The following is a 24,351-nucleotide window of genomic DNA, read 5'->3' as shown; positions in this document are numbered from 1 at the left end:
TTTAGCTTTGGCTTTGATTGTGGCAAAGGGAATAGAATAGTCTCCCAGAATAGGCTATTAATTAACCACTGGCATTCAAATAACATTGAGGAAGTGTGTATGAAGCGATTTTTGACTTTTATCAGTACTTTCTTGATCGGCATGTTGTCGTTCTGTGGGGCAGCTAATCTAGCTTATGCAGTGGAATATCCATTGCCACCGGCTAACAGTCGCCTGATTGGTGAGAACTCCATCTATGTCGTACCTGATGATGGTCTCCCGTTGGAAGCCATTGCCGCCAAATACCAAATAGGTTTGCTGGCTATGCTGGAAGCCAATCCTGGTGTTGATCCTTATCTCCCCAAACCTGGTACAAAACTCATTATTCCGTCACAGATGTTACTTCCCAATGTCCCTCGTCAGGGGATTGTCATTAATCTTGCTGAACTGAGACTTTATTATTTTCCAAAAGGAAAGGATCATGTCATTGTTTACCCAATTGGAATTGGGCAGCTTGGGCGCAATACACCAACAATGACGACATCGGTTAGCCAGTTAATTAAACATCCGACATGGACACCTACTGCTAATATCCGTAAAGATTATGCAAGTCGCGGTATTATCTTGCCGGCGGTAATACCTGCAGGCCCGGACAACCCGATGGGTGATTTTGCTCTGCGTTTGGCAGCAGGGCGTGGAGAATATCTGATACATGGTACTAATGCGAATTTTGGTATTGGTATGCGAGTCAGTTCGGGGTGTATCCGTTTGCGTCCTGATGATATTGAGGCACTATTTTATAATGTTCCGAAGGGAACCCGTGTTCAGATTATTAATGAACCAATCAAATATGCGGTAGAACCAGATGGCAAACGCTATGTTGAGGTTCATCAACCACTTTCAAAGACAGATGCTGATGATCCTCAAACAATACCGATTAAGCGTACAGAAGGGTTATTAAAGTTTATTGAAAACAGTAATACGAATGCTGTCTTGGTGGATCAGGCGATAATTCGTCGTTCTGGACTGCCTGTGGTAGTCAACAAGGGAACTATTTCATCCGGTAAGGAGGAAAGAGAACTCCCAAGTTTGATGGAAGAACGTGAAGAAGCTACTCTCAATATTCAGCCCGTTAAATTACCACCGTTGAGCCAGCCTGCTCCAATTTATCAAACTAAATCCTAACCGAAACAGTGAATAGGGAACATAAAAAATGGCGTACTTACCAAGTACGCCATTCTTGAATATGCTACAAGTTTATTTTTTATAGGAACGAACTTGATTATCAAGACGTTGATTCGCACGAGAGGCTTCGTCTCTCGCTGTTTGTACATCAGAACGCATTGAGCTAACTTCATTGCTCAGTTGGTCAACTTTTGAACCCAGAGTTTGAACCTGAGAGGAAAGCTGATCAACTTTAGGTGGGTTTGTACAACCCGCTAACATAATAGAAGCAAGAATTACTGTGCCAAGTACAACTTTAGTACGATTCATCACAATACCCTCTAGATTAAGTTAATCTCCAAGTAGCTATCTAATTATTACACAAACTTTTTTGGAAAGAGAATAAATTTTTGTCTAAAGAAACCAATTATACTGTTTTTTATTCTAAAAAAAGTTAATAATTTTTAGATAATCGCAATAAAACAGTAGTGCGATGAATAATTAAATCAGAAAAATCTTAAACATTACGTGATGTATCTTCCAGTTTTTACTGCTTGGCTGTAATAAATAAAAAAGATCCATTTTGCCTATTTTGTCAAAAAATTAGCGACCAATATCTGCAAATCTAGTAAATGAGATCAGTATTAGTATAAATGGTTTTAAAATAAACGGAGTATTTTTTATGCTCAATGTTTTGAATTATTTCAGTGTGAACGTTTGTTTATTATTGAGGTGTGGCTAAAAGGCAGGAGTTATTTTTGCTTGACAAGCTGCTCATTAATTGGGCAGCTTGTCTTGTTTTCAAAAATAATTACAGTACATGAACAGAAGAAGTATTTGTTGTACCGCTTGGTACTAATGCACCGGATACCAACACAACTATATCTCCTTTGCTTGCCATACCGCTGGCTAATGCCGCTTCTTTACCAATACGGTAGAAATCATCAGTAGAAGCAATTTCTTTGACAACTTGCGTAGAAACACCTTTAACTAGTAACAACTGACGAGCAGTAATTTCATTGGTAGTCAGTGCAAGAATAGGAGCATGAGGGAAGTATTTACGAATAGATCTTGCAGACTTACCACCATAAGTCGCCACAACAATCAGAGGTGATTCCAATTTTTCGGCAATTTCTACCGCTCCACGGCAAACCGCTTCGGTAACACGCAACTTCTGAGTTTTGGTATTTTCGATTCGGCTCCCCATGACACGATCTGTACGTTCACAGATGGTTGCCATAATGGAGACGGCTTCAACAGGGTATTTCCCTTTAGCACTTTCGCCGGAAAGCATCACTGCGTCAGTACCATCCAAGATTGCATTGGCAACGTCGCCTGCTTCAGCACGGGTAGGGCGTGGATTTTTGATCATGGAATCCAGCATTTGAGTCGCAGTGATGACAACTTTGCGTGCAGAATTACATTTTTCTATCATCATTTTCTGCGCAAAAATCACTTCTTCTACAGGGATCTCAACACCCAAATCACCACGGGCAACCATGATGCCGTCTGAAGCTTCCAGAATTTCATCAAAATTATTCAGACCTTCCTGATTTTCAATTTTGGAAATGATTTGGATGTGTTCGCCACCGTGGGCTTTTAAATGTTCGCGGATTTCCAGAACATCAGAACGCTTACGAATGAAAGATGCTGCGATAAAATCAACACCTTGCTCACAACCAAAGATAAGGTCTTGCTTGTCTTTTCCTGCCAGTGCAGGCAGGTTGATAGAAACATTTGGCAGATTGACGCCTTTGTTTTCACCTAAGTCACCGTTATTCAACACTTCACAAATGACCTCAGTTTCGGTGATACTTTTTACTGCCATAGCAATCAGGCCATCGTCAACCAATACTGTATTACCCACAGATAAATCCGCTGGTAAACCTGGATAGGTTACGGCAACACATTCTTTATTACCGATGACGGATTGATCTGTTGTGAAAGTGAAAGTCTGACCAGACGTTAGAGAAACATCATTACCACCTTCCAACTTCATAGTTCGGATTTCAGGGCCTTTGGTGTCCAGTAAGATAGCTGCTTTTTTGCCGGTTTTTGCAGTAACTGCACGAAGATTTTTAATACGTTGACCATGTTCTTCGTAGTCACCGTGAGAAAAATTCAGGCGCATAACATTCATGCCTGAGTTAAGCAGTTCGGTTAGTTTTTCCTCGGATTCAGTTTTTGGTCCGATAGTACAAACAATTTTGGTTTTTTTCATGACAATCTATCTACTGGTTTTTATGAATTAAAAAGAGTGAATCACCAACCATTGACATTATAAGCCAGTGTCATTTGGCATTGTTAGTTGCGCAACATAATAGAAAACGGGTGGCAGAAAATGTCAAATGGTTGCTTTTCATGAAGCCAGGCATGTATGGACATGTGGACTTGGAACGATTAATCATTTGTAACTTTTCTGAGTTCGGTAAATCAATTGGCTGAAACCATTCAACATATGACAATGCGTATTATAGAGACTAATTTCTGTGAAATGAATTAAAAAAAGAGTTCTCGAAAAGATTTATGTTAAAGGAACAAAAAATACTCACATACAAGTTAGGAAAATCAGTAAGTTGTTGTGCAATAGTATCGAATTGGATAGTTGTATTTCGGTTGGGGATGAGAATAAGTATGGGCCAATCAGTACCAAATGTGACAACTAATAAACAGAATAACCAGATTACAAATGAAGAGGGTTAAAAGTGAAAAAAGAATAGAGGATAACCATAAAGGTATGGTGCGTCCGAGTGGACTCGAACCACCGACCCCCACCATGTCAAGGTGGTGCTCTAACCAACTGAGCTACGGACGCACGTAAAACTGAATTTTTTGTCAACCGGATATTTGGTGCGTCCGAGTGGACTCGAACCACCGACCCCCACCATGTCAAGGTGGTGCTCTAACCAACTGAGCTACGGACGCAATCTAAATTTCAGTGGCTGACAACGGGGACGAATATTAACGATCACTGAGCTGTCTGGCAAGGGGAAAAATGTAAATTCGTGTTCGATTGCTCGCATTTACATCTATCAGTGTGAATTTATAACTTTTTCCCCTTGAGATGATAATCTAATACACTGAATTAACGAGTAGAATATGCCAGAACAGTATGATCAGGTTGTTTTTGTAACCACCAAATCCGGCTACCCATCATGATTGCCGCTACAGTTAATCCGATAATAAATCCAATCCAGAAACCCTGTGGCCCCATTGGTTCAGTCACATAGTTGGTTAATGCTAGTATATAACCACTAGGTAATCCGAAACCCCAATATGCGATGAAAGTAATAAAGAAAATAGAACGTGTATCTTTATATCCGCGCAATACCCCGGAACCAATCACCTGAACTGAATCAGAAAGCTGATAGATAGCTGCAAACAGCATCAAATGAGATGCCAAAGTGACAACTTCAGAATTATTGTTGTACATGATTGCAATTGGTTCACGGAATAGAATCGTGAAGGTTGCTGTTATACACGCAACTACCAAGCCAACAACAAGGCTGGTATAAGCTGATATTTTAGCGCCTTCGGTTGATTTCTGCCCAAGGTTATAACCTACACGGATAGTTGCCGCTATGCCAAATGACAACGGGAACATAAACATCAATGAGCTGAAATTGAGAGAAATTTGATGCCCTGCAACGGCAATTACGCCGAGAGGAGAGATCAGTAGGGATACAACAGCAAATAACGTAACCTCAAAGAACATAGCCAGAGCGATGGGCAAGCCAAGCAGAGTAATGCGTTTTTGAGCATGCCAGTTAGGACGGGTAAAATTATCAAACGTATGGATATCTTTCTGAGAAGGTGAGTGTTTGACATATGCAAGTAGTAACAGGAACATTACCCAGTAAACGGCTGCTGTCGCAACACCACAACCCACACCACCAAGTTCCGGAGCACCGAATTTACCGTAAATGAAAATGTAGTTGACGGGGATATTAACCAATAATCCTAAGATACCAATAACCATTGCTGGTTTGGTTTTTGACAGCCCTTCACACTGACTGCGTAAAACCTGGTAGTACAGACAACCAGGCGCTCCCCACATAATAGCGTGAATAAAATCTACAGCTTTTTGTGCCAGAATAGGATCCACATTATGTTGCGCTTCTATAATGAAGCGGCAGTTATACAAAATTGTAATAATGAAAATAGCCAAGAACGTTGCCAGCCAAAAACCTTGTTGGATTTGGCTGGCGACATTTTTTCTCTGGCCTGAGCCATTCATATGCGCAACGATTGGTGTTAAGGCCATCAACAAGCCTTGACCAAACAGAATCGCTGGCAGCCAAATTGATGTCCCGATAGCAACCGCAGACATCTCGATTGCGCCGGCTTTACCAGCCATAACTGTATCTACAAAACCCATCGCAGTTTGTGAAAATTGAGCGATGATGACGGGGATCCCCAGAGCGAGCAAACTACGCGCTTCATTTAAATATTTCTGCACGTACTACACCTTTTTTGTTTAAAAATTAATTAGAAGAACAAGGAATATTTCTGCGAGCAAACGAAGTTGTTTGAAAAGTAATCTCTTGTTAACTCAAGTATTGTATAGGACTCATTTTATTAAACCAATCATTGCACGATATTTATACCAAATCGAAAATAACTCTCAACCGAAATAGTGTCTAAAAGAGATGAGTACGTTACACTAACTTATCATGCAAAACGATGAAAGAGGTTTCCCATGTTTACAGGCATTGTCCAGGGAAAAGCGCCTATAGTTGCTATTGAAGAAAAAACACACTTTCGGACTCATATAGTTAAATTTCCGGCTGAATTATTACCCGAAATTGAAACGGGAGCTTCCGTTTCCCATAATGGCTGTTGTTTGACTGTCACCAAAATAGATGGCGATTTGATTAGTTTCGATTTGATGAAAGAGACACTGCGTTTGACTAATCTCGGTGAGCTTAAAGTTGGCGATTTAGTAAATTTGGAAAGAGCAGCAAAATTTGGTGATGAAATTGGTGGGCATTTGATGTCCGGTCATGTCATCACAACGGCTGAAATTGCTAAAATTTTTACTTCGGAAAATAACCATGAAATATGGTTCCGTATTTATGATAAGCAGTTAATGAAATATATCCTGCATAAAGGTTTTGTTGGTATTGATGGGATCAGCCTGACGATTGGAGATGTCGTGCATAATCGTTTCTGTGTTCATTTGATTCCAGAAACGTTGGAACGTACGACACTGGGCAAAAAACGCATTGGTCAAAAAGTAAATATTGAAATTGACCCACAGACACAAGCAATTGTAGATACTGTTGAACGGTTCATGGCGCAAAAAGAACAGGAAAGAGTATTATCCCAATTGGAAGAGTAGTTAACGTTGCTTATATTAAAAATATTAATGAAAAAAGCTACAGAGGTATTCACTGTAGCTTTTCAACAGCTTTAGAAAGCTGTTGTAAACAATATCATCGAGGAACTCTCAGCCCATTTTCAATTCCATGCGGGCTGAACATAACTTGCCATAGTTGAATATCTCTGGCACGGAATGCGCCAGCGCAGGCATTCAGATAATAGCTGAACATTCGTTTGAAACGAGGGCTGTAGTTATTTTCTATCTTACTCCAGTTCTTGATAAAACGTTCATACCATGCCATCAGGGTACGATCATAATCAGCCCCAAAGTTATGCCAATCTTCCATAACGAACTTTCCAGTGCTGGCTTTGGCGATCTTTGCAATTGATGGTAAGTGGCCATTAGGGAAAATATATTTGCTGATCCATGCATCGACATTGATTTTATCTTGATTGGAACCAATAGTATGAAGTAAGAAAAGCCCATCAGGTTTCAGGTTCTTACGTACTATATCGAAATAATTGGCGTAATTTTTATAGCCAACGTGTTCAAACATGCCAACGGAAACAATTCTGTCAAACTGTAGATTCAGGTCACGATAATCTTCAAGGATGATTTTAACATCCAGATCTTTACAGCGGTCTTGAGCGTATTTCTGTTGCTCTACAGAAATGGTAACACCAGTAACGGAGACATTATAGTGTTTGGCAGCATAGGCGGCCAACCCACCCCATCCACATCCGATATCCAAAAGAGTCATGCCCGGTGATAACTGTAGTTTTTCGCAAATTAACCGGAGCTTATTAGATTGAGCTTCTTCCAGAGTATTTGCATCTTTCCAGTAACCACAGGAATATTGCATGTAGGGATCAAGCATGAGCGTGAATAAGTCATTACCTAAATCATAATGCTCTTCACCCACGATCCAAGCTCGTTTGGGAGATTGTAAATTAAACACGCGGGAGGCAATAACCTTCAAGATATCTTTGATATTTTTAGGGATGCTATGTTCCAGGCCCGCTCTTAAGACTTTATAAAAGAATATGTCCAAACGTTCACAATCCCACCAACCATCCATATAACTTTCACCCAATCCCAAAGAGCCTTGTTTTAACACTCTTTTATAGAAATCAGGGTTTTTGACTTGTATATCAAAAGGACGCTTGCCGTTGATTTCAACATCCGCTTCTTGAAGCAAGTCATTGGCGATCCTATGCCACTGGTCAGTAATGGTTTTTTTTCCTTCAACGAAAGATGAACTCATAGACTCTCCAACATTTGTTTGATGGAATTTTGAGGTATATCTTTGTGATAGGTTATTTATTATCCTAAAACAAAAATGGATTGACTTGAAATTAAGCAGAAAATGTTTCAAAGGCAGAGATGCCAATTCATCCTGAAATTAAAGAGAGCTTCATTGCCTTTAGAAACCTCAAATTCCGAGTTTTTTAGAATAATGAATCTGTATGAGTATATGAGTGAAATAATATTTAAACAATAATTTAAAGGCCATATTATGGTATGGCCTTTATATGAGAATATTCTTAGTTATTATCTTTCGGCGTAATTTTTAAATATATGACTAATGATTATCGTTTACTTTTTTCTTTTGTAAACAATAACCTATTATCATTGGGATAATGGTCGAAACCATCACTGTTGTAGTAGACAGAAGCGGGTTTTTCATAAACGTAGCAACAAACATGCTGGCAATAAAGCAAAGACCCAACTGTAAAGCATTTTGTAATGCGGCCGCTTTACCGCCGTCTTTTGGGTAAACAGAAAGTGCATTTGCCACAGCAATAGGGTAAGAAGCACCATTCATGACGGCCATAAAACAGAAAGGAATAAGAATAAGCATGAAAGAAGGATAAATTCGGGCAATTAAATAGATGAGTACCATGCTTACAGCATAGCCTATCAGCAAAATTGGAAATATGGTTTCACTTTTGACTTTTTCCAATAAAATGCGGCAACCATATCCACCGAGCATAAATGCCAAAGTTTGTGGAATATAGCTTAAGCCAATATCTGTGGCATCATAACCCATATTGATAAGAATCGTTGGTGAACCCGTTAGCCAGGCAAAAAAACCAGCACTACAGGAAGCATAAATCAACACATTTCCGCTGAAGGTTGAAGACTTCAATAAGGTGAAGAAAGAAACTTTATTTTCATTAATGTTGGTGTCAATAATAGGTGCGCGTTTACTTGCCAGTAAAAATGTGGGTACAAGCAGAACTAGTGTGACAGCCATTAAAACAAGAAAAATAGTTCTCCAACCTGTATGTGACAATAACCATGCACCGAGTAAAGGGGCAAGGGCAGGGGAAAGTGCGACCAGTGGCATAATCATGGCAAAAACACGTTTTGTGCGTTCAGAGTCATACCTATCAACGACTAGAGCTTGCCAGGAAACAGCAGCAGAACAGACACCCACAGCTTGAATAAATCTCAGAATAAGTAATTGAGTTGCATCTGTTATCCAAAGCATTCCTAAACAGCTAAGACAAAACAGAGACAAGCCGATAAGCAGAACAGGTTTTCTTCCCAGACGATCAGACAATTGTCCCCATAAAAGCTGAGCAACTGCAAAACCAGCAAGAAAAACGCTGAGGCTTGCACTAATAGCCCCTTCTGATGTACCTAAGTCTTTTGCCATGGCATCAAAAGCGGGCAGATACATATCAATAGCTAAGTAGCCAAGCATACTTAGGCCAGCGAGATAAAGCATAAATGGTATGGAATTTTTATTTGTAGTCATTGTGTCAATAAATCGATGTGATAATTGATAAGAGAATATACGGTTTATTTTATATGGCGTAATTTTTGCTTGTGAAACGGTATTATTTGCATAATGCTGTGAAAAAAATTAAAAGGAAGAAATATGTGGTCTGAATATTCTCTGGAAGTTGTTGATGCTGTAGCCAGAACAGGAAGTTTCAGTGCAGCAGCATCAGAGCTTCACCGCGTACCTTCTGCCATCAGTTATACAATAAAACAACTTGAAGAATGGTTGGCAGTGCCTTTATTTGAACGTCGTCATCGCGATGTGGAATTAACCGGGGCAGGGGCTATCTTCGTAAAGGAAGCGCGTTCTGTTATCAAAAAAATGTATCATACTCGTCATCAATGCCAGCAAGTGGCGAATGGTTGGCGTGGGCAACTCAGTATCGCTGTTGATCAAGTGGTGAAACCAGAACGGACACGCCAGCTTATTCTGGATTTTTACCGCCATTTTCCGGATATCGAGTTATTTATTTATCCTGAGGTTTTTAATGGGGTATGGGATGCGCTGGTGGATGGGCGCGTTGATGTTGCTATTGGCGCCACTCGCGCTTCTCCGGTCGGGGAACGGTATAGTTTCAGGGATATGGGGTTCATGCCGTGGTTATGTGTTGCCAGTCCTGAGCATGCGTTAACCTCTATAACAGAAAGATTAAATGATGACCAATTGAGGGCTTATCCTAGCTTGTGCCTTGAAGATACTTCACGCAATTTGCCCAAACGTAATACATGGGCTTTGGATAATCAACGGCGGTTAGTTGTTCCTGATTGGAATGCGGGGTTGGCTTGCCTGATGGATGGACTGTGTGTGGGAATGGTGCCCACACATCGTGCTTTGCCGCTCATTCGTCAAGGAAAACTCAGCTTGCTTGAACTTGAGCAACCATTACCTGATAGCCCATGTTGCCTGACATGGTCGCAAAAAAGCCATTCACCTGCATTAAGCTGGTTGCTTGATTATCTTGGAGATAGTGCAACACTCAACGCTGAATGGCTACAAGAGGATTAATTGTTAACGACGATAATCAATGAAAGGGCCATCTGCAACAGAGCGCCGTTCAACAAGGCGCGGATGGACTTCGATAGTTTGTGCATCTTCACGTTTATTAATGATCCTATCAAGTAACGTGGAAAAAGCCATCTGCCCCAGACGCTCTTTAGGCTGATGAATCGTTGTCAGCGCTGGTGTAAAATAACGGGCATTGCGAATATTGTCATAACCAATGACAGAGATATCTTGTGGAACACGTAACCCCATCTCATCAGCAGCACAGATCGCCCCCATTGCCATGACATCTCCTCCACAAAACACGGCCGTAGGGCGGTGTTTTTGGCTTAAGATCTTATACATCGCCTGATAACCGGATTCAGGCTCAAAATCCCCCTGAACAATCCATTCTTCCCGAATAGTGATATTGGCTTCTTTCAACGCCTTGAGGAAACCTTGATGACGTCCGCCTCCGGTATTTCTGGCTAATGATCCGGGAATAGCAGCAATATCACGGTGACCACGTTCAATCAGATATCGACCGGCCAAATAACCACCATGGAAAGCATTATCGATAATTGCATCAGTGAAATCCCCTCTGGCCTCACCCCAATCCATGACTACCATGGGGATGTTGCGATAGTCTTCCAGCATTCCCAACAGTTGTTGAGGATATTCAGAACACATAACCAGTAAACCATCAACGCGTTTTTGTGCCAGCATAGCGAGATAAGCTTTTTGTTTGTCGAGATTGTTATGGGAATTACATAAAATCAAAGTATAACCTTTGCTATAACAACTATTTTCGACAGACTCTATGATTTCAGCGAAATAAGGTGCTTCACTTGATGTTGCCAGTAATCCGATAGATTTGGTGTGATTAACCTTCAAGCTACGGGCAACAGCACTGGGGGAATAATTCAGTTCTTTAATGGCAGCCCACACTGTGGCCTTTGTATCTTCGGCGACGAAACGGGTTTTATTGATAACATGGGATACGGTTGTGGTTGAAACACCAGCGCGTTTGGCCACATCTTTAATCGTTGCCATGATAAAAAGGACTCCTGACCTTAGGTCTAAATTTGTATACCCTTCATCTGGATATAGATCTTTGTTAATCATTTGCCAGTATTATATTTATATATAGGAAGATAACTGACAACAATTTAGCGATAAACCCTGAATTTTGTCTGATCTAGCGCAAAAGTGAAAGTAGTAATCAATGCTATAAAGTATATGCATTAAATATCACAGTGTGGTTTTTTTAACCTCTGAGGTAAATAGCCAAACAAAATTTATGGTGTCGCTGAGTCTTAATTTTCATGGTGAGGATGGCTTATGGATACAGATCTGAAATTGGGATTATTGACTGCCTGTAGTGCATTAATCATGATTGTTTTTCTGGGGGGACTTTGCCTGATCTAATCAAGGTCGGGAAACAATATCAAGGTGAAATGCTGTCTGTTTTACTTTAAGGCAAGTAAAGGTAAGTTTTTCACTACTCAAAGGGCACTTACTAAATGAAATTAAGTGTGTTGAATCGGAAAAACTTACCCTTGTCATTTTAACTGGTGAATTAATTAAGCCAGATTTTCTTCCACAAATTTCCAGTTAACCAGAGCCCAGAAATGCTCCAGATATTGAGGACGTGCATTGCGGTAATCGATGTAATAGGCATGTTCCCAAACGTCAACTGTCAGAACTGGTTTATCTTCACCAGTCAATGGAGTTGCTGCGTTGGAGGTATTGACGATAGCCAGACTGCCGTCGGTTTTCTTAACCAGCCATGTCCAGCCAGAACCGAAGTTTTTCAGTGCGGCATCAGTAAATTGCTGTTTAAACTCAGCAAAAGAACCGAAAGAATTATTGATGGCTTCTGCAACTTTACCAGTTGGTTCACCACCACCATTTGGTGACAGGCTATGCCAATAGAAGGTGTGGTTCCAGACTTGTGCTGCGTTATTAAAGATACCACCTTCAGAGGATTTGATAATTTCTTCCAGTGATTTTCCGGCAAACCCAGTATCTTTAATCAGATTATTCAGGTTTACAACGTAAGCGTTGTGGTGTTTACCGTAATGATATTCCAGAGTTTCTGCTGAGATGTGAGGTTCTAAGGCATCTTTAGCATAAGGTAATGCTGGTAATTCAAAAGACATTGCATACTCCTTTTAATATCGGGTTTTTGGCTTTATAAACCATGACTTGTAGCGTATTAATCATGGATAGAGCAAATTTTAGCTTATTATCATGTTGCTATTTTGTTTGGTAATTATCTTAACAATTTTTCTGCTAAATAACAGGGGAAATGATGTTATTTAGTGGCGATTTGACGTAGAAGCATTCAATTTTACTGATTTTAATATTTATTAAGGATGAAAATATCAACTAGTTACAACCTATTGTTCAGAACAAAAAATTTGCAGGAGTGTGTTCACGGTAGCAAATCAGCATCAGAAAGTGGTATTCTGAATCAATCTTTTCTGATGCTGATAAACAGCGCCTGCCGTTTAAGGAAGTAAAAATGACGACAATTGAGAAAATCGAACGCCAGATTCAAGAAAACCCAATCCTGCTGTATATGAAAGGTTCACCAAAACTGCCAAGCTGTGGTTTTTCTGCTCAGGCAGTTCAAGCTTTGTCTGCTTGTGGTGAACGTTTTGCCTATGTAGATATTCTGCAAAACCCTGATATCCGCGCAGAGTTGCCTAAATATGCAAACTGGCCAACATTCCCTCAGCTTTGGGTTGAAGGTGAGTTAATTGGGGGATGTGACATTCTGATTGAAATGTATCAACGTGGTGAATTACAGGTTCTGCTCAAAGAGACTGCGGATAAATACCGTGAGCAGGAAGACAGTCAGTAATTTGTTGTCTCAGTAAAGTTTTGAATCAACAAAGCCCCATACACAATTAGCATGAATAATCATATTTATTGACGGTAATATTCCATGGCAATGTTAGGTTGTGGCAACAGGTATGGGGTGATAATCGTTATAGAGTTATAAACTGAGCGCCTATCTTAAGGCGCTCAGTTTATCAGGTTTCATTATTGTGATCTGGCACAGCCAACGGCCAACCACCAAGCCGTTTCCAGCGATTAACCAATTCGCAGAAAAGCAGGGCAGTCCGGTCTGTATCATACAGAGCACTATGTGCCTGATTACTATCAAAAGGTATTTCTGCTGTAATACAAGCTTTAGCCAGAATTGTCTGGCCTAGCACTAATCCACTTAATGCGGCAGTATCAAAAGTGGCAAAAGGGTGAAATGGATTGCGTTTTAAACCAGAGCGTTCTGCTGCCGCCATAACAAAATTGTGATCAAAACTGGCGTTGTGGGCAACTATAATTGCGCGGTTGCAATGACTGTCTTTCATGCCTTTGCGGATCATTTTGAAAATAGCATGTAACGCTGTATATTCACTGACAGCTCCCCGTAATGGGTTGGTAGGGTCGATACCTGTAAATGCTAAAGCTGCCGGGTCAAGGTTGGCTCCTTCAAAGGGCTCAATGTGGAAATGTAGCGTATCAGCAGGTGCCAGCCAACCTTCTTCATCCATTTTTAAAGTAATTGCAGCGATTTCGAGTAAAGCATCTGTCCGTGCATTAAAACCAGCAGTTTCTACATCAATGACAACGGGATAATAGCCACGAAAACGTCCGCTTAGTATGTTTTGATCTTTTGTATTAGACATCTGATTTTGTTCTTAACTTCAGGATAGCGGATATTATGACAAAATTTACGTTGTCTTGCAGAAGTAATATTTATCCAGTTGAGAAATGAAGGGCATGCAAGATGCCCTTTTGTAGAGAAGAATAATTAACGCCCTAATGCACTGGTGGCACTTTTGTTTTCGATTAACTCGATCTTATAGCCGTCAGGATCTTCAACAAAAGCAATAATAGTTGTTCCACCTTTAACTGGCCCTGCTTCGCGAGTGACTTTCCCGCCAGCAAGTTTGATACGTTCACAAGTTGCTACAACATCATCAACGCCTAAGGCGATATGACCGAATGCGGTTCCCATTTCGTAGTTTTCAACTCCCCAATTATAGGTCAGTTCGATGACAGCACCTTGACTTTCATCGGTATAACCTACAAAAGCGAGGGAATATTTATACTCTGGATTTTCACTAGTACGAAGTAGACGCATACCCATCACTTTAGTATAAAAATCAATCGAGCGTTGCATATTGCCAACACGGATCATTGTATGAAGTAGACGCATGATTACCTCTTGAATTTATGGTCTTATAATCAAATGGCGATATCGCGAAATAACGTAGTGGTGAAATTTTGCGCTCTGACTGCATATGTTTGATTAACTATATATGGTAAAGATAAAGTAATTCAATTCGTCCTTTCATCTATTTTGTTTCTAATCATTACTATTTTTGTAGTTCAATATTTGGCTTGAACTTAATCTGGGTAATGTTGCAATTCTGTCATAGATATTATTTAGGTAACTCTGAGTACAGGAGGATGACATGGCTGAGCAATTAGAGTTTTTTGCTATTCCGAACCCTTGTAAAGGGATTTGTGAATCTGATACTCGTGGTTTCTGTCGGGGATGTTATCGCAGTAGGGAGGAGCGATTTATGTGGATGAAATTATCAGATGGACAAAAAAGAGAAGTATTGCGGTTATGTCGTGATAGATATCTGCGAATGAGAAGGAATAAAGAACATGATGAAGGTGAACCATCAAAACAGCTTGGATTATTTTGATTTTCTGTCTTAACTGTTAATGAAAATTGTTTATATGAATAATATTTCATATTTCCCATAAGGTTAGGAAGCTTTACTGTAATAAAATGATATTTTATTCATATTACATGTCTTTTATTTGATATAGGTCATTAAAAAATATTACAACAGTTGACTAATTAAAGTCTTTCGGTAAAATTTTCTTATCAAATAATCAATTATTGAACAATAATCACGCTAATTATTTATCTTATTGTTTTTAATGATTTTTGTCTTTTTATTGGCTGTAACTGTAAGAGAAAAATGATATTAATGTAAAAATATATAGATTAGTATTTGGATGGCGGTTATTCTTATAGAACTTTAGCCGAGTGGTGCTGTATCTATTTTTTAGAGTTTGTATTTGTTTCGTTGATATTTAAAATTTTAATAGTTTAGTTGAAGGATTATTTTATACAGTTTATATCGTTGGTGGATTAATGCGCGATTTTATTCGATGTGCCGTAAAACTTCGCTTTTTAGGGCAACGAAGATGTCAACTTTATTTTTGTTTGTGAAACGTAAGTAACACGCCAACGCGACACTAAATTAAGTAATTAGCGAAATATCTGACTCTACTTATGTGAGCGTGATATAGGATGCGTATCCATTATTCATATGAATAAACTGATTGGATAATTCATTGATGTTATATGAGTCTCTAATTATAAGGAGGGGTAATTGGAATTGACATTGGGATCAGACCTGGCACGTTTAGTTCGTGTTTGGCGCGCTTTAATTGATCATCGTTTGAAGCCGTTGAAATTAACTCAAACACATTGGGTTACTCTGTATAATATTAGTCTGTTACCACCGGAGCAGTCACAGATACAACTTGCGAAAGCTATTGGTATCGAACAACCGTCCTTGGTAAGAACTTTAGATCAATTAGAAGAAAAAAAACTCATTACAAGGCACACATGTGCTAATGACCGGCGTGCCAAAAGAATCAAATTAACCGAAGAATCGGAAAATTTTATCAAAGAAGTGGATAGTGTTATTGGTTTGACGAGGAAAGAAATTTTGGAGGGAATTACTCATGATGAGCTAATTCTGCTTGCTTCTGTAATAAAAAAAATCGAAAAAAATATTAACCAATTACATAAACAGGTAATATAAAAATCAATCGATAAACAGAAAATCACGGATTACCAAGATTTAGTTCCGCGATTTTCTGTTTAAATATACATTGAACAATGTTAAATAGGTGATACCGTTGTCGAGTCGCCACTATCGACGATTTTAACTCGTTGCCCTTTATTGAATACAACCTGATCCAGCTTCTGTACCACAACGATATTCCTTCCGCTATCAGTACGAATTTCCAATTCAACACCTTTTGTTTTATCGAGAACACCTTCAATTCCTTGACCTGCCATTCCACCAGCGATAGCACCTGCGGCTGTTGCAAGCTTTTGACCAGAACCACCACCAATGGTATTTCCTAATAATCCACCTAAAACAGCTCCACCAATCAGACCCAGTACATTCGGGTCACCAGACTGACCACCTTTAATAGTCACCGGGCGGACGGACAGAATAGTGCCATAGGCAACGTTTTGAATTTGTTTGGCTTGACCAATCGAGTAGGTGTCGCTGGAAAGTGCTCCCATGTCAGCACATCCGGATAATGTTGTCACTACAACTGCACCAACCAGGAAACGTTTGAACATAGTTACTCCTAATTTTAATGCTACGGGGGAAAACTGATAATAAACCTACAACCAAGCATTCAGCTACTATGGTCAGTAACAAGCATAATAATTTTGCGAGTTACTTATTCTATACACTAATGGCTTATCTCTAAATATATAATAAATTTCTCGATGAACTCCAATAGGAATAATTCCTGACCAAAAGTTTAGCATGTTTTGTGAAGAGTCCTCCAAAACTCAGATTTTATCTCTTATATTGCTTGTTAAGCATATATAGTCCAAATCAATGTGTTTTATAGTTACACGGAATTTATTTACAAATGTAATCCATTCTTTAAATAGGAGAATATTTATGAAGTCAGGACGTTATATTGGCGTGATGTCGGGCACCAGCATGGATGGGGTTGATGTTATTTTAGCAGAGATTAGTGATAAGGCGGTTACACAGCAGGAAAGTTATAGCCATCCATTTCCTCAGGAACTTAAACAAAAATTACTTTCTATTTGTCAGGGGCAGCAGACAACATTATCAATAGTTGGGCAGCTTGATTATGAACTGGGGACGCTTTTTGCTGAATCAGTAAAAGGATTATTAGATAAAGCCGGGTTAACTGCAAATGATATTACAGCGATTGGGTGTCATGGTCAGACTGTATGGCATGAACCGGACGGCGAAAAACCTTTTACCATACAAATCGGTGATAATAACCGTGTAGCAGCATTAACGGGCATTACAACTGTAGGAGATTTTCGCCGCCGCGATATGGCGTATGGTGGTCAGGGAGCACCTTTAGTTCCCGCATTCCATATGGCGGTACTTGGGCATCCGGCAGAAAGGCGTGTGATTCTTAATATTGGTGGTATTGCCAATATCTCTGCGCTTCTGCCAAATTCTGCTGTCAAAGGATACGATACCGGGCCGGGGAATATGCTGATGGATGCCTGGACATGGCGTCATAAACAACTGCCTTATGATAAAGATGCACAATGGGCGGATGAAGGGAACGTCAACGAGGATTTACTACAGAAAATGTTGTCTGATCCTTACTTCGCACGTACTGCGCCGAAAAGTACGGGGCGTGAATACTTCAATATGGTATGGTTGGAAAAACAATTGGTTGATTTTCCTGATGTCAAACCAGAGGATGTGCAAGCCACTCTAGCTGAACTGACAGCAGTTAGTATTGCCGAGCAGGTATTACTGAATGATGGTTGTGAACGTTTGTTGGTTTGTGGTGGTGGTGCCAGAAATCCGTTCATCATGCATCGATTGTCTGCTTTGTTGCCTGATACTGAAGTTGCTACAACAGATAAATATGGATTGAGTGGTGATGATATGGAAGCATTAGCATTCGCTTGGTTGGCATTCCGTACAATGTCTGGGCTGCCGGGTAACTTACCATCAGTAACTGGTGCCGACAGGGCAACGATTTTAGGAGCAATTTATCCTGTTGCTGATAGATAACAATGTTATGCTGATACTCATTCAGGAATCGAGAGCTAAAAATGTCAGAGCATAATGAAACTCATATAGCAGAATTGCGCCGCGAATATATGCGTGGCGGATTACGGCGGAAAGATCTTACTAAAGAGCCGATGGATTTGTTCGAACTGTGGTTCAAACAGGCCTGTGAAGCCAAACTCAGCGATCCAACGGCAATGTGTATTGCGACGGTTGATGAGCATGGTCAGCCTTATCAGCGTATTGTTTTATTAAAACACTTTGATACCCGTAGTCTGGTGTTTTATACCAATCTTGGCAGTCGGAAGGCAAAACATTTAGCTCAAAATAACCGTATCAGTCTCCATTTCCCATGGTATCAGCTTGAGCGACAGGTTAGTTTCCTGGGAAAAGCTGAACGTTTATCACCTGTTGAAGTGGTGAAATATTTTCACAGCCGTCCGAAAGATAGTCAGATTGCAGCTTGGGCTTCACAACAATCTTCTCGTATTTCGGCCAGAAGTATTTTAGAAAGTAACTTCTTAGAACTTAAGCAGAAATTTCAGAATGGCGAAGTGCCGTTACCCAGTTTCTGGGGGGGATTCCGGGTTGAGTTTGATTCAGTAGAGTTTTGGCAGGGAGGTGCTAGTCGTCTTCATGATCGTTTTCTGTACCAACGTGAAGGAGATGAGTGGCATATTGATCGTTTGGCGCCTTAACTGTACCAATTACCATTTTTAATACTGGCACTTATATTACTGGCGTTTTATGCTATAGCGCGCGATTTATAGCAAATTGTGACAATTATATATGCCTAATAGGTTGCAAGTTGCAGTGCAGCAATCAGTGAACATAATCGATAAAGCCTGCAACTTGAAAGACAAAGGGTATAACTACAGAATACAAACCGATGGAGTCATTGATGTCTAGCAATAACCTGATTAAACAACTGCAAGAGCGGGGCCTTATTGCCCAGGTAACGGATGAAGAGGCGTTAGCGGAAAGACTGGCGCAAAGTCCGGTCTCTCTCTATTGCGGCTTTGATCCTACCGCTGACAGCTTGCATTTGGGCCATCTGGTTCCCTTGCTGTGTTTAAAAAGATTCCAACTGGCAGGGCATAAGCCGATAGCGTTAGTCGGTGGAGCGACAGGTCTGATTGGCGATCCGAGCTTTAAAGCTGTGGAGCGTAAATTAAATACAGAAGAAACTGTCAAAGAGTGGGTTGAAAAAATTCGGAAACAAGTTTCACCATTCCTCGATTTTGAAGGTGAGAATGGTGCAGAATTAGCCAACAATTATGAATGGTTTGGCGAAATGGATGTACTGACTTTTCTGCGTGATATAGGCAAGCACTTTTCCGTTAACCAGATGATCAATAAAGAAGCGGTGAAGCAGCGCCTGAACCGTGATGATGTTGGTATTTCGTACACTGAGTTTTCTTATAACCTGTTACAATCTTATGATTTTGCTAACCTGAATGGAAAATACGGTGTTGAATTGCAGATCGGTGGTTCAGACCAATGGGGCAATATTACGTCAGGTATCGATTTGACACGCCGTTTACATCAGAAACAAGTATTTGGTTTGACAGTACCTCTGATTACTAAATCTGATGGCACCAAATTCGGTAAAACAGAAGGTGGCGCAGTTTGGTTGGATCCTAAGAAAACCAGCCCATACAAATTTTATCAGTTCTGGATTAACACAGCAGATGCTGATGTGTATCGTTTCCTGAAATTTTTTACTTTCATCAGCATTGAGAAAATCAACGCATTGGAAGAAGAAGATAAGAACAGCAGTAAAGCTCCGCGAGCTCAGTATGTTCTGGCCGAAGAAGTTACCAGACTGGTACATGGTGAAGCGGGTCTTACTGCGGCGAAACGCATTACTGAAAGCTTGTTCTCTGGCGCTGTCGCCGATTTGACCGAAGATGATTTTGCACAATTAGCGCAGGATGGTATGCCGGCAATTGAACTTGAGAAGGATGCTGATTTGCAACAGGCTTTGGTGACCGCTGAATTTGTTCCTTCCCGTGGGCAGGCGCGGACCATGATCAGCTCCAATGCGGTTTCCGTTAATGGTGAAAAACAGTCTGAGCCTATGTATGTGTTTACCGATAATGACCGTCTGTTTGGACGTTATACTTTACTGCGCCGTGGTAAAAAACATTACTGCCTCATTAATTGGAAATAATCCATAAAAGTGTTACTAAAGGGCAACGTACTGTTGCCCTTAAAATATCTGCCTGTTAAGCCACTTATGGTTCTTAAACATGGTTTTTAAGCATCGCTCCTAAAATAATAAACCAGGCCTTATCATGAAAAATATTCTTTCAATTCAGTCTCATGTTGTTTTTGGTCACGCAGGAAACAGCGCGTCTGTTTTTCCGATGTGTCGTATGGGAGTGAACGTATGGCCATTAAATACGGTTCAGTTTTCTAACCATACTCAATATCCACAATGGCGTGGTTGTGTGATGCCGCCGGAGCATCTGGCTGAAATTGTGCAGGGAATTGGTGAAATTAATAAATTAGCATCCTGTAATGCCGTACTGAGTGGTTATATTGGTTCGGCGGAGCAGGGAAACTATATCCTTGATATCGTGAAACAGGTTAAACAAGCTAATCCTGAGGCATGGTATTTCTGTGATCCTGTTATGGGACATCCGGAAAAAGGATGCATTGTTGCTCCGGGAGTGGCCGAATTCCTTACTGAAAAGGCGTTACCTGTCAGTGATATCATTGCCCCTAATTTACTGGAGCTTGAAACACTGGTTATGCGGGAAATCAAAGAGGTAGAACAAGCAATATCCGCAGCCCGTTTACTGTGTGAAAAAGGCCCTAAAATTGTTTTGGTTAAACATCTTAGTCGTGCAGGCTACCGAAAAGATAATTTCGAAATGTTGCTGGTAACTAAAGAAAATAGCTGGCATATCAGCCGACCATTGATCGATACCGGTGAACGTCAACCCGTTGGAATAGGTGATTTAACCAGCGGCTTATTCCTCGTTAACCTACTGAAAAGCCCGTCTTTAACAAATTCAGCATTGCAGGCTGCGTTGGAACATGTTACCGCAGGAGTTTATGAAGTCATGCTGGAAACGCAAAAAAGAGGAGAGTTTGAGTTACAGCTTGTAGCTGCTCAGGACAAGATGGTAACCCCGACCCATAAATTCAGTGCCGTGCAAATTGATTAAGTATAAAAACAGCCAGTATTGTTCATGCTCATCCTGGGAAAACCAGATATGACTCTGGCTTTCCCGGAGGTATTGCTACTAGAGCATTATGGCTTATTTAATAGACTCTTAGTCTTTTTTGTTGGAATACGCGCGAACATATTTAATAATGCACTCAAGTTTTTCGCAGGTTTCCTGCCATTCTCTTTCTGGCTTCGAATCTCTGACCAGTCCAGCACCAGCCTGTAGCCAACAGTGTTCTTTATGCTGATAAAGAGAACGTAATACCAGTGCTGCGTCTAACTTACCTGAGCTATCCAATAACATGACACAACCACTATAAAGCCGACGAGGTTCTTTTTCAAAATGTGAAATAGCTTGTAAAGAAGTTTTTTTCGGTATCCCTGAAGCTGTTACTGCTGGGAATAAGGCAATGAATGCATCCCAACGATTTTTTCCTGTTTGTAATAATCCTTTTACGCGTGATGCTAAATGTTGTACCGAACCACGTTCACGAATAGCCATAAATTCTGATACACAAAGCGTGTCTGCCTGACAAATCGGGGCCAATTCTTCTAATGCGAGTTTGGCTGACACCGCGTGTTCAGCGATTTCTTTCGTATCAGAAAGTAAATCTGCCCGCAGCTTTTGATCTTGATCTTTGTCATGTGTCAATGCTCTTGTGCCCGCCAATGGTTGGCTATTGACCCAACCAGTACCATCTGCCTCAACCACGGTTTCTGGGCTGAAACCGTAAGCAGAAAATTCTTCATCCCGTAAGAAGAAAGAGCGGGCAGGGGTATTAGCCTGACGGCCCAACCAGTAACTGTGTGTCATGTCAATATTTGAACCAAGCTGAACTTTGCGTGAGAGGATCACTTTTTGGTAATGGCCTGTGACAATATCTTTAACCACATTCGCTACGTTATCTTGATAATTTTTTTCCGCGTCTGCTGTGTTGATAATTTCCAGCTCTTTTGTATATGGGAAAGTTGGTGTACCGACTTGATCAGCTTGTCTGATTTTTTCGCTCAATATAGTGAGCTGATTTTCTTCAAGTGTTCGTATCAGAACTTGCCCTTGAATTATGCGTAATTCATGCTGCGGAACCGTGATTTTTATTAATGCTTCATTTTGTTGTTCTAATGATGAAGCTAATGGTATCTCATATGCCATATGAGAAAACTCAAACAATGTTCTGCCATAAGCACGCCAGTCTTTGATAGAAAGGTCGTTGAGGACCTGCTCAAGTTTTTGGCTTAACGTACTGATATCGTATGGATGTCGATTACCTTTTGAATCAATCAATTGTCCAGATACATTTACACTTATAGTGGCTGCACAGCCAATCCCCAATGACCATTCATCTTTGATCTCGTAGAGGGTACAAGGTTGTGTATTATTATCTGTAAGATCTGCAATTAAATGAGTGACCAGATCTAATGGAGTACTGGTAATAGCGATAGTGTGTTCATGATATTGCTGCATTGGGTTGTTATTTTCTTCTGCTTGTTTCGTATGTTCTGTTTGTGCCATCTGTACCAACTGACGTTTGTCTATTTTCCCTACTGTGGTTAATGGCCAATATGCCACAAACAACCATTGATCAGGGACCTTATGGCGCTGAACACCTTTCTGATGTAAAAATGACTGTATCTGTATAGGTTCTGGTTGGTTAATATTCTTTGGTATGCAAGCGCAAATTCGTTCACCCAAGAGTTCATCAGGAACAGCGATAACAACTACGTCATCAATATTTGAATGTTGCAACAGTAATGTTTCAATTTCTTGTGTTGAAATTTTCTCGCCACTACGGTTGATCTGCTCTTTAATGCGTCCTTCAACGATCAGGTTGCCATCTGTTCTCATACGAACCAAATCGCCGGTACGATAGAATCCGTCAGTGGTGAAGGTGATGGTATTATGTTGTTCAGCGCGGTAGTATTCCGTAATGGTGTAAGGGCCTCGTGTAATCAATTCGCCTACTTCACCGGAGGGGACAGATTGCAGATTGGCGTCAACAATTTTTATCTCATCTTCTGCTGATAGTGGGCGACCTTGGGTGTTAATAATGACCTCATAAGGATCATCCAGTCGGGTATAGCAAAGTAATCCTTCTGCGGTGCCAAATACCTGTTGCAAAGGACCAAGTCGTGTCATCACCTGTTTTGCCAGTTCTGGTGTAAGTCTGCCTCCACCGACTTGTAAACAACGCAGAGAGGAAAGATCGCTTTGTTCCCAGTCACGAGCCTGTTCCCAGAGTCGTGCAAGCGCTGGAACTAACGCAGTATGTGTCACCTTATGCTGATTAATCAATGGCATGGCTTCATCACAACTGGCGGTATTACTTAAGAGGACACATCCTCCTTGAGAAAGTGTGCCCAGAATACCGGGACTGCCTAAGGTGAAATTATGTGCAACAGGCAGTACTGCTAAATAAACGCTTTCGGTATTCATTGAGCACAAGCGAGCTGATAGCACAAAGTCATAAGTATAGGCATCGTGAGTGCGTGGAATTAATTTCGGCGTGCCTGTTGTTCCTCCGGAAAGCAGGAGTACAGCAATATCACCGTAACATGGTCCAGAAACAGAGATATCGAGTGGTTCACCATCAATGGAGGATAAAGCAGTAAATTCTTCTGCTTCCCCATCAACAATAATATGTTTCATCTCAGGACAAGACGTTGCCACTTCCCGTGCTATTTCTCGGTAATCAAAACCATGGATACAATCAGGGATAATGTAAGCCACCGGACGGGCAATCTGGCAAAGTGCATGAACATCATGGGCCCGTTGTGTCGGCATTAATAATACTGGATGAGCACCTAATCTAAACAGAGCAAAACAGGTGACAACAAAGGAGATGCAGTTAGGCAATTGCACCATGACGTTGTCACCATGACGTATTCCCCGCTGAGATAACCCACTTGCCAGCCTTTCCACAAGTTGATGGAGGTCATGGTAAGTCAGATGTTGTTCTTGATAGATCAGCGCTGTTTTATTCCCCCAGGTTTTCGACCAGCCGGTAAGCTGTTGGTCTATGGTTTTACCATTCCAAAGATAGTCTGGCGTCATAGTAAAATTTCTTCCTGG

General features: G+C 40.7%; 20 protein-coding genes, 2 tRNA genes and 2 pseudogenes. 10 read left to right on the top strand and 14 right to left on the bottom strand.

Annotation, left to right across the window (positions count from 1 at the left end):
- Positions 1-99: 99 nt before the first annotated feature.
- A complete protein-coding gene (locus Xind_RS01295; protein ID WP_047680126.1) occupies positions 100-1,164 on the top strand; it encodes a L,D-transpeptidase family protein in 1,065 nt (354 codons plus the stop codon).
- 72 nt (positions 1,165-1,236) lie between these two features.
- Here the strand turns inward: Xind_RS01295 and Xind_RS01290 are convergent, their stop codons facing one another.
- The 5 genes from Xind_RS01290 to Xind_RS01270 form a co-directional block, all read right to left on the bottom strand.
- Complete coding sequence (locus tag Xind_RS01290) at positions 1,237-1,473, bottom strand: major outer membrane lipoprotein (protein WP_047680124.1); 237 nt, start codon at positions 1,471-1,473, stop codon at positions 1,237-1,239.
- A 481-nt stretch (positions 1,474-1,954) separates the two neighbouring features.
- Positions 1,955-3,364 (bottom strand): pyruvate kinase PykF, encoded by a 1,410-nt coding sequence (gene pykF / locus Xind_RS01285; RefSeq protein ID WP_047680122.1) that lies wholly within the window; start codon positions 3,362-3,364, stop codon positions 1,955-1,957.
- Between the two features lie 517 nt (positions 3,365-3,881).
- Positions 3,882-3,958 (bottom strand) — tRNA-Val (locus Xind_RS01280).
- Between the two features lie 33 nt (positions 3,959-3,991).
- Positions 3,992-4,068, bottom strand: a tRNA-Val gene (locus Xind_RS01275).
- 160 nt (positions 4,069-4,228) lie between these two features.
- Positions 4,229-5,602: an MATE family efflux transporter gene (locus tag Xind_RS01270; RefSeq protein WP_047681451.1), complete on the bottom strand. Its 1,374-nt coding sequence runs from the start codon at positions 5,600-5,602 to the stop codon at positions 4,229-4,231.
- Positions 5,603-5,842: 240 nt separating this feature from the next.
- Between Xind_RS01270 and Xind_RS01265 the strand changes: the two genes are divergently transcribed.
- On the top strand, positions 5,843-6,484 hold the full coding sequence (locus Xind_RS01265) for a riboflavin synthase (RefSeq protein WP_047681448.1): 642 nt from the start codon (positions 5,843-5,845) through the stop codon (positions 6,482-6,484).
- Between the two features lie 94 nt (positions 6,485-6,578).
- On the opposite strand, the gene cfa is transcribed toward Xind_RS01265, so the two are convergent.
- Positions 6,579-7,730 carry a cyclopropane fatty acyl phospholipid synthase gene (cfa, locus tag Xind_RS01260; RefSeq protein ID WP_047681445.1) on the bottom strand — a complete coding sequence of 384 codons (1,152 nt, stop codon included), beginning with the start codon at positions 7,728-7,730 and terminating at the stop codon, positions 6,579-6,581.
- 318 nt (positions 7,731-8,048) lie between these two features.
- Positions 8,049-9,230, bottom strand: a complete 1,182-nt coding sequence (punC, locus tag Xind_RS01255) for a purine nucleoside transporter PunC (RefSeq protein ID WP_047681442.1) — start codon at positions 9,228-9,230, stop codon at positions 8,049-8,051.
- 123 nt (positions 9,231-9,353) lie between these two features.
- On the opposite strand from punC, the gene punR reads away from it, so the two are divergent.
- Positions 9,354-10,262 carry a DNA-binding transcriptional activator PunR gene (gene punR / locus Xind_RS01250; protein ID WP_047681439.1) on the top strand — a complete coding sequence of 303 codons (909 nt, stop codon included), beginning with the start codon at positions 9,354-9,356 and terminating at the stop codon, positions 10,260-10,262.
- Between the two features lie 3 nt (positions 10,263-10,265).
- On the opposite strand, the gene purR is transcribed toward punR, so the two are convergent.
- On the bottom strand, positions 10,266-11,291 hold the full coding sequence (purR, locus tag Xind_RS01245) for an HTH-type transcriptional repressor PurR (RefSeq protein WP_047681436.1): 1,026 nt from the start codon (positions 11,289-11,291) through the stop codon (positions 10,266-10,268).
- Positions 11,292-11,821: 530 nt separating this feature from the next.
- Positions 11,822-12,400, bottom strand: coding sequence for a superoxide dismutase [Fe] (gene sodB / locus Xind_RS01240; protein WP_047681434.1), 579 nt, complete (start codon positions 12,398-12,400; stop codon positions 11,822-11,824).
- A gap of 365 nt (positions 12,401-12,765) precedes the next feature.
- Here sodB and Xind_RS01235 point away from each other — a divergent pair, with 365 nt between their 5' ends.
- Positions 12,766-13,107: a Grx4 family monothiol glutaredoxin gene (locus Xind_RS01235; RefSeq protein WP_047681431.1), complete on the top strand. Its 342-nt coding sequence runs from the start codon at positions 12,766-12,768 to the stop codon at positions 13,105-13,107.
- 172 nt (positions 13,108-13,279) lie between these two features.
- On the opposite strand, the gene rnt is transcribed toward Xind_RS01235, so the two are convergent.
- Positions 13,280-13,936 (bottom strand): ribonuclease T, encoded by a 657-nt coding sequence (gene rnt, locus Xind_RS01230; RefSeq protein WP_187649303.1) that lies wholly within the window; start codon positions 13,934-13,936, stop codon positions 13,280-13,282.
- A gap of 125 nt (positions 13,937-14,061) precedes the next feature.
- Positions 14,062-14,469, bottom strand: a complete 408-nt coding sequence (gene gloA, locus Xind_RS01225) for a lactoylglutathione lyase (protein WP_187649302.1) — start codon at positions 14,467-14,469, stop codon at positions 14,062-14,064.
- 259 nt (positions 14,470-14,728) lie between these two features.
- On the opposite strand from gloA, the gene Xind_RS01220 reads away from it, so the two are divergent.
- The gene (locus Xind_RS01220) at positions 14,729-14,968 is read left to right on the top strand and encodes a DUF1289 domain-containing protein (RefSeq protein ID WP_047681423.1); all 240 of its coding nucleotides are present in this window, start codon (positions 14,729-14,731) and stop codon (positions 14,966-14,968) included.
- Positions 14,969-15,667: 699 nt separating this feature from the next.
- Positions 15,668-16,105, top strand: a complete 438-nt coding sequence (gene slyA, locus Xind_RS01215) for a transcriptional regulator SlyA (RefSeq protein WP_047681420.1) — start codon at positions 15,668-15,670, stop codon at positions 16,103-16,105.
- Positions 16,106-16,185: 80 nt separating this feature from the next.
- Here slyA and Xind_RS01210 read toward each other — a convergent pair whose 3' ends face one another.
- Positions 16,186-16,659, bottom strand: coding sequence for an outer membrane lipoprotein (locus Xind_RS01210; RefSeq protein ID WP_047681417.1), 474 nt, complete (start codon positions 16,657-16,659; stop codon positions 16,186-16,188).
- Between the two features lie 334 nt (positions 16,660-16,993).
- Here Xind_RS01210 and anmK point away from each other — a divergent pair, with 334 nt between their 5' ends.
- The 4 genes from anmK (at position 16,994) to pdxY (ending at position 21,279) form a co-directional block, all read left to right on the top strand.
- A complete protein-coding gene (anmK, locus tag Xind_RS01205) occupies positions 16,994-18,106 on the top strand; it encodes an anhydro-N-acetylmuramic acid kinase (RefSeq protein ID WP_187649301.1) in 1,113 nt (370 codons plus the stop codon).
- A gap of 41 nt (positions 18,107-18,147) precedes the next feature.
- Positions 18,148-18,801 carry a pyridoxamine 5'-phosphate oxidase gene (pdxH, locus tag Xind_RS01200; protein ID WP_187649300.1) on the top strand — a complete coding sequence of 218 codons (654 nt, stop codon included), beginning with the start codon at positions 18,148-18,150 and terminating at the stop codon, positions 18,799-18,801.
- Positions 18,802-19,004: 203 nt separating this feature from the next.
- A complete protein-coding gene (tyrS, locus tag Xind_RS01195) occupies positions 19,005-20,276 on the top strand; it encodes a tyrosine--tRNA ligase (RefSeq protein ID WP_047681408.1) in 1,272 nt (423 codons plus the stop codon).
- A gap of 124 nt (positions 20,277-20,400) precedes the next feature.
- Positions 20,401-21,279 (top strand): pyridoxal kinase PdxY, encoded by an 879-nt coding sequence (gene pdxY, locus Xind_RS01190; protein WP_047681405.1) that lies wholly within the window; start codon positions 20,401-20,403, stop codon positions 21,277-21,279.
- A 108-nt stretch (positions 21,280-21,387) separates the two neighbouring features.
- Here pdxY and Xind_RS23765 read toward each other — a convergent pair.
- Both Xind_RS23765 and Xind_RS23760 read right to left on the bottom strand, forming a co-directional pair.
- Positions 21,388-22,677: pseudogene (locus tag Xind_RS23765) on the bottom strand (salicylate synthase); the annotation flags it as partial.
- Positions 22,678-22,761: 84 nt separating this feature from the next.
- Positions 22,762-24,333: pseudogene (locus tag Xind_RS23760) on the bottom strand ((2,3-dihydroxybenzoyl)adenylate synthase); the annotation flags it as partial.
- Between the last annotated feature and the right edge of the window lie 18 nt (positions 24,334-24,351).

This window comes from Xenorhabdus indica, assembly GCF_014467235.1.
In the GTDB taxonomy this organism is placed as follows: Bacteria; Pseudomonadota; Gammaproteobacteria; order Enterobacterales; family Enterobacteriaceae; genus Xenorhabdus; species Xenorhabdus indica.
This window is presented reverse-complemented; position numbering and strand designations above follow the sequence as displayed.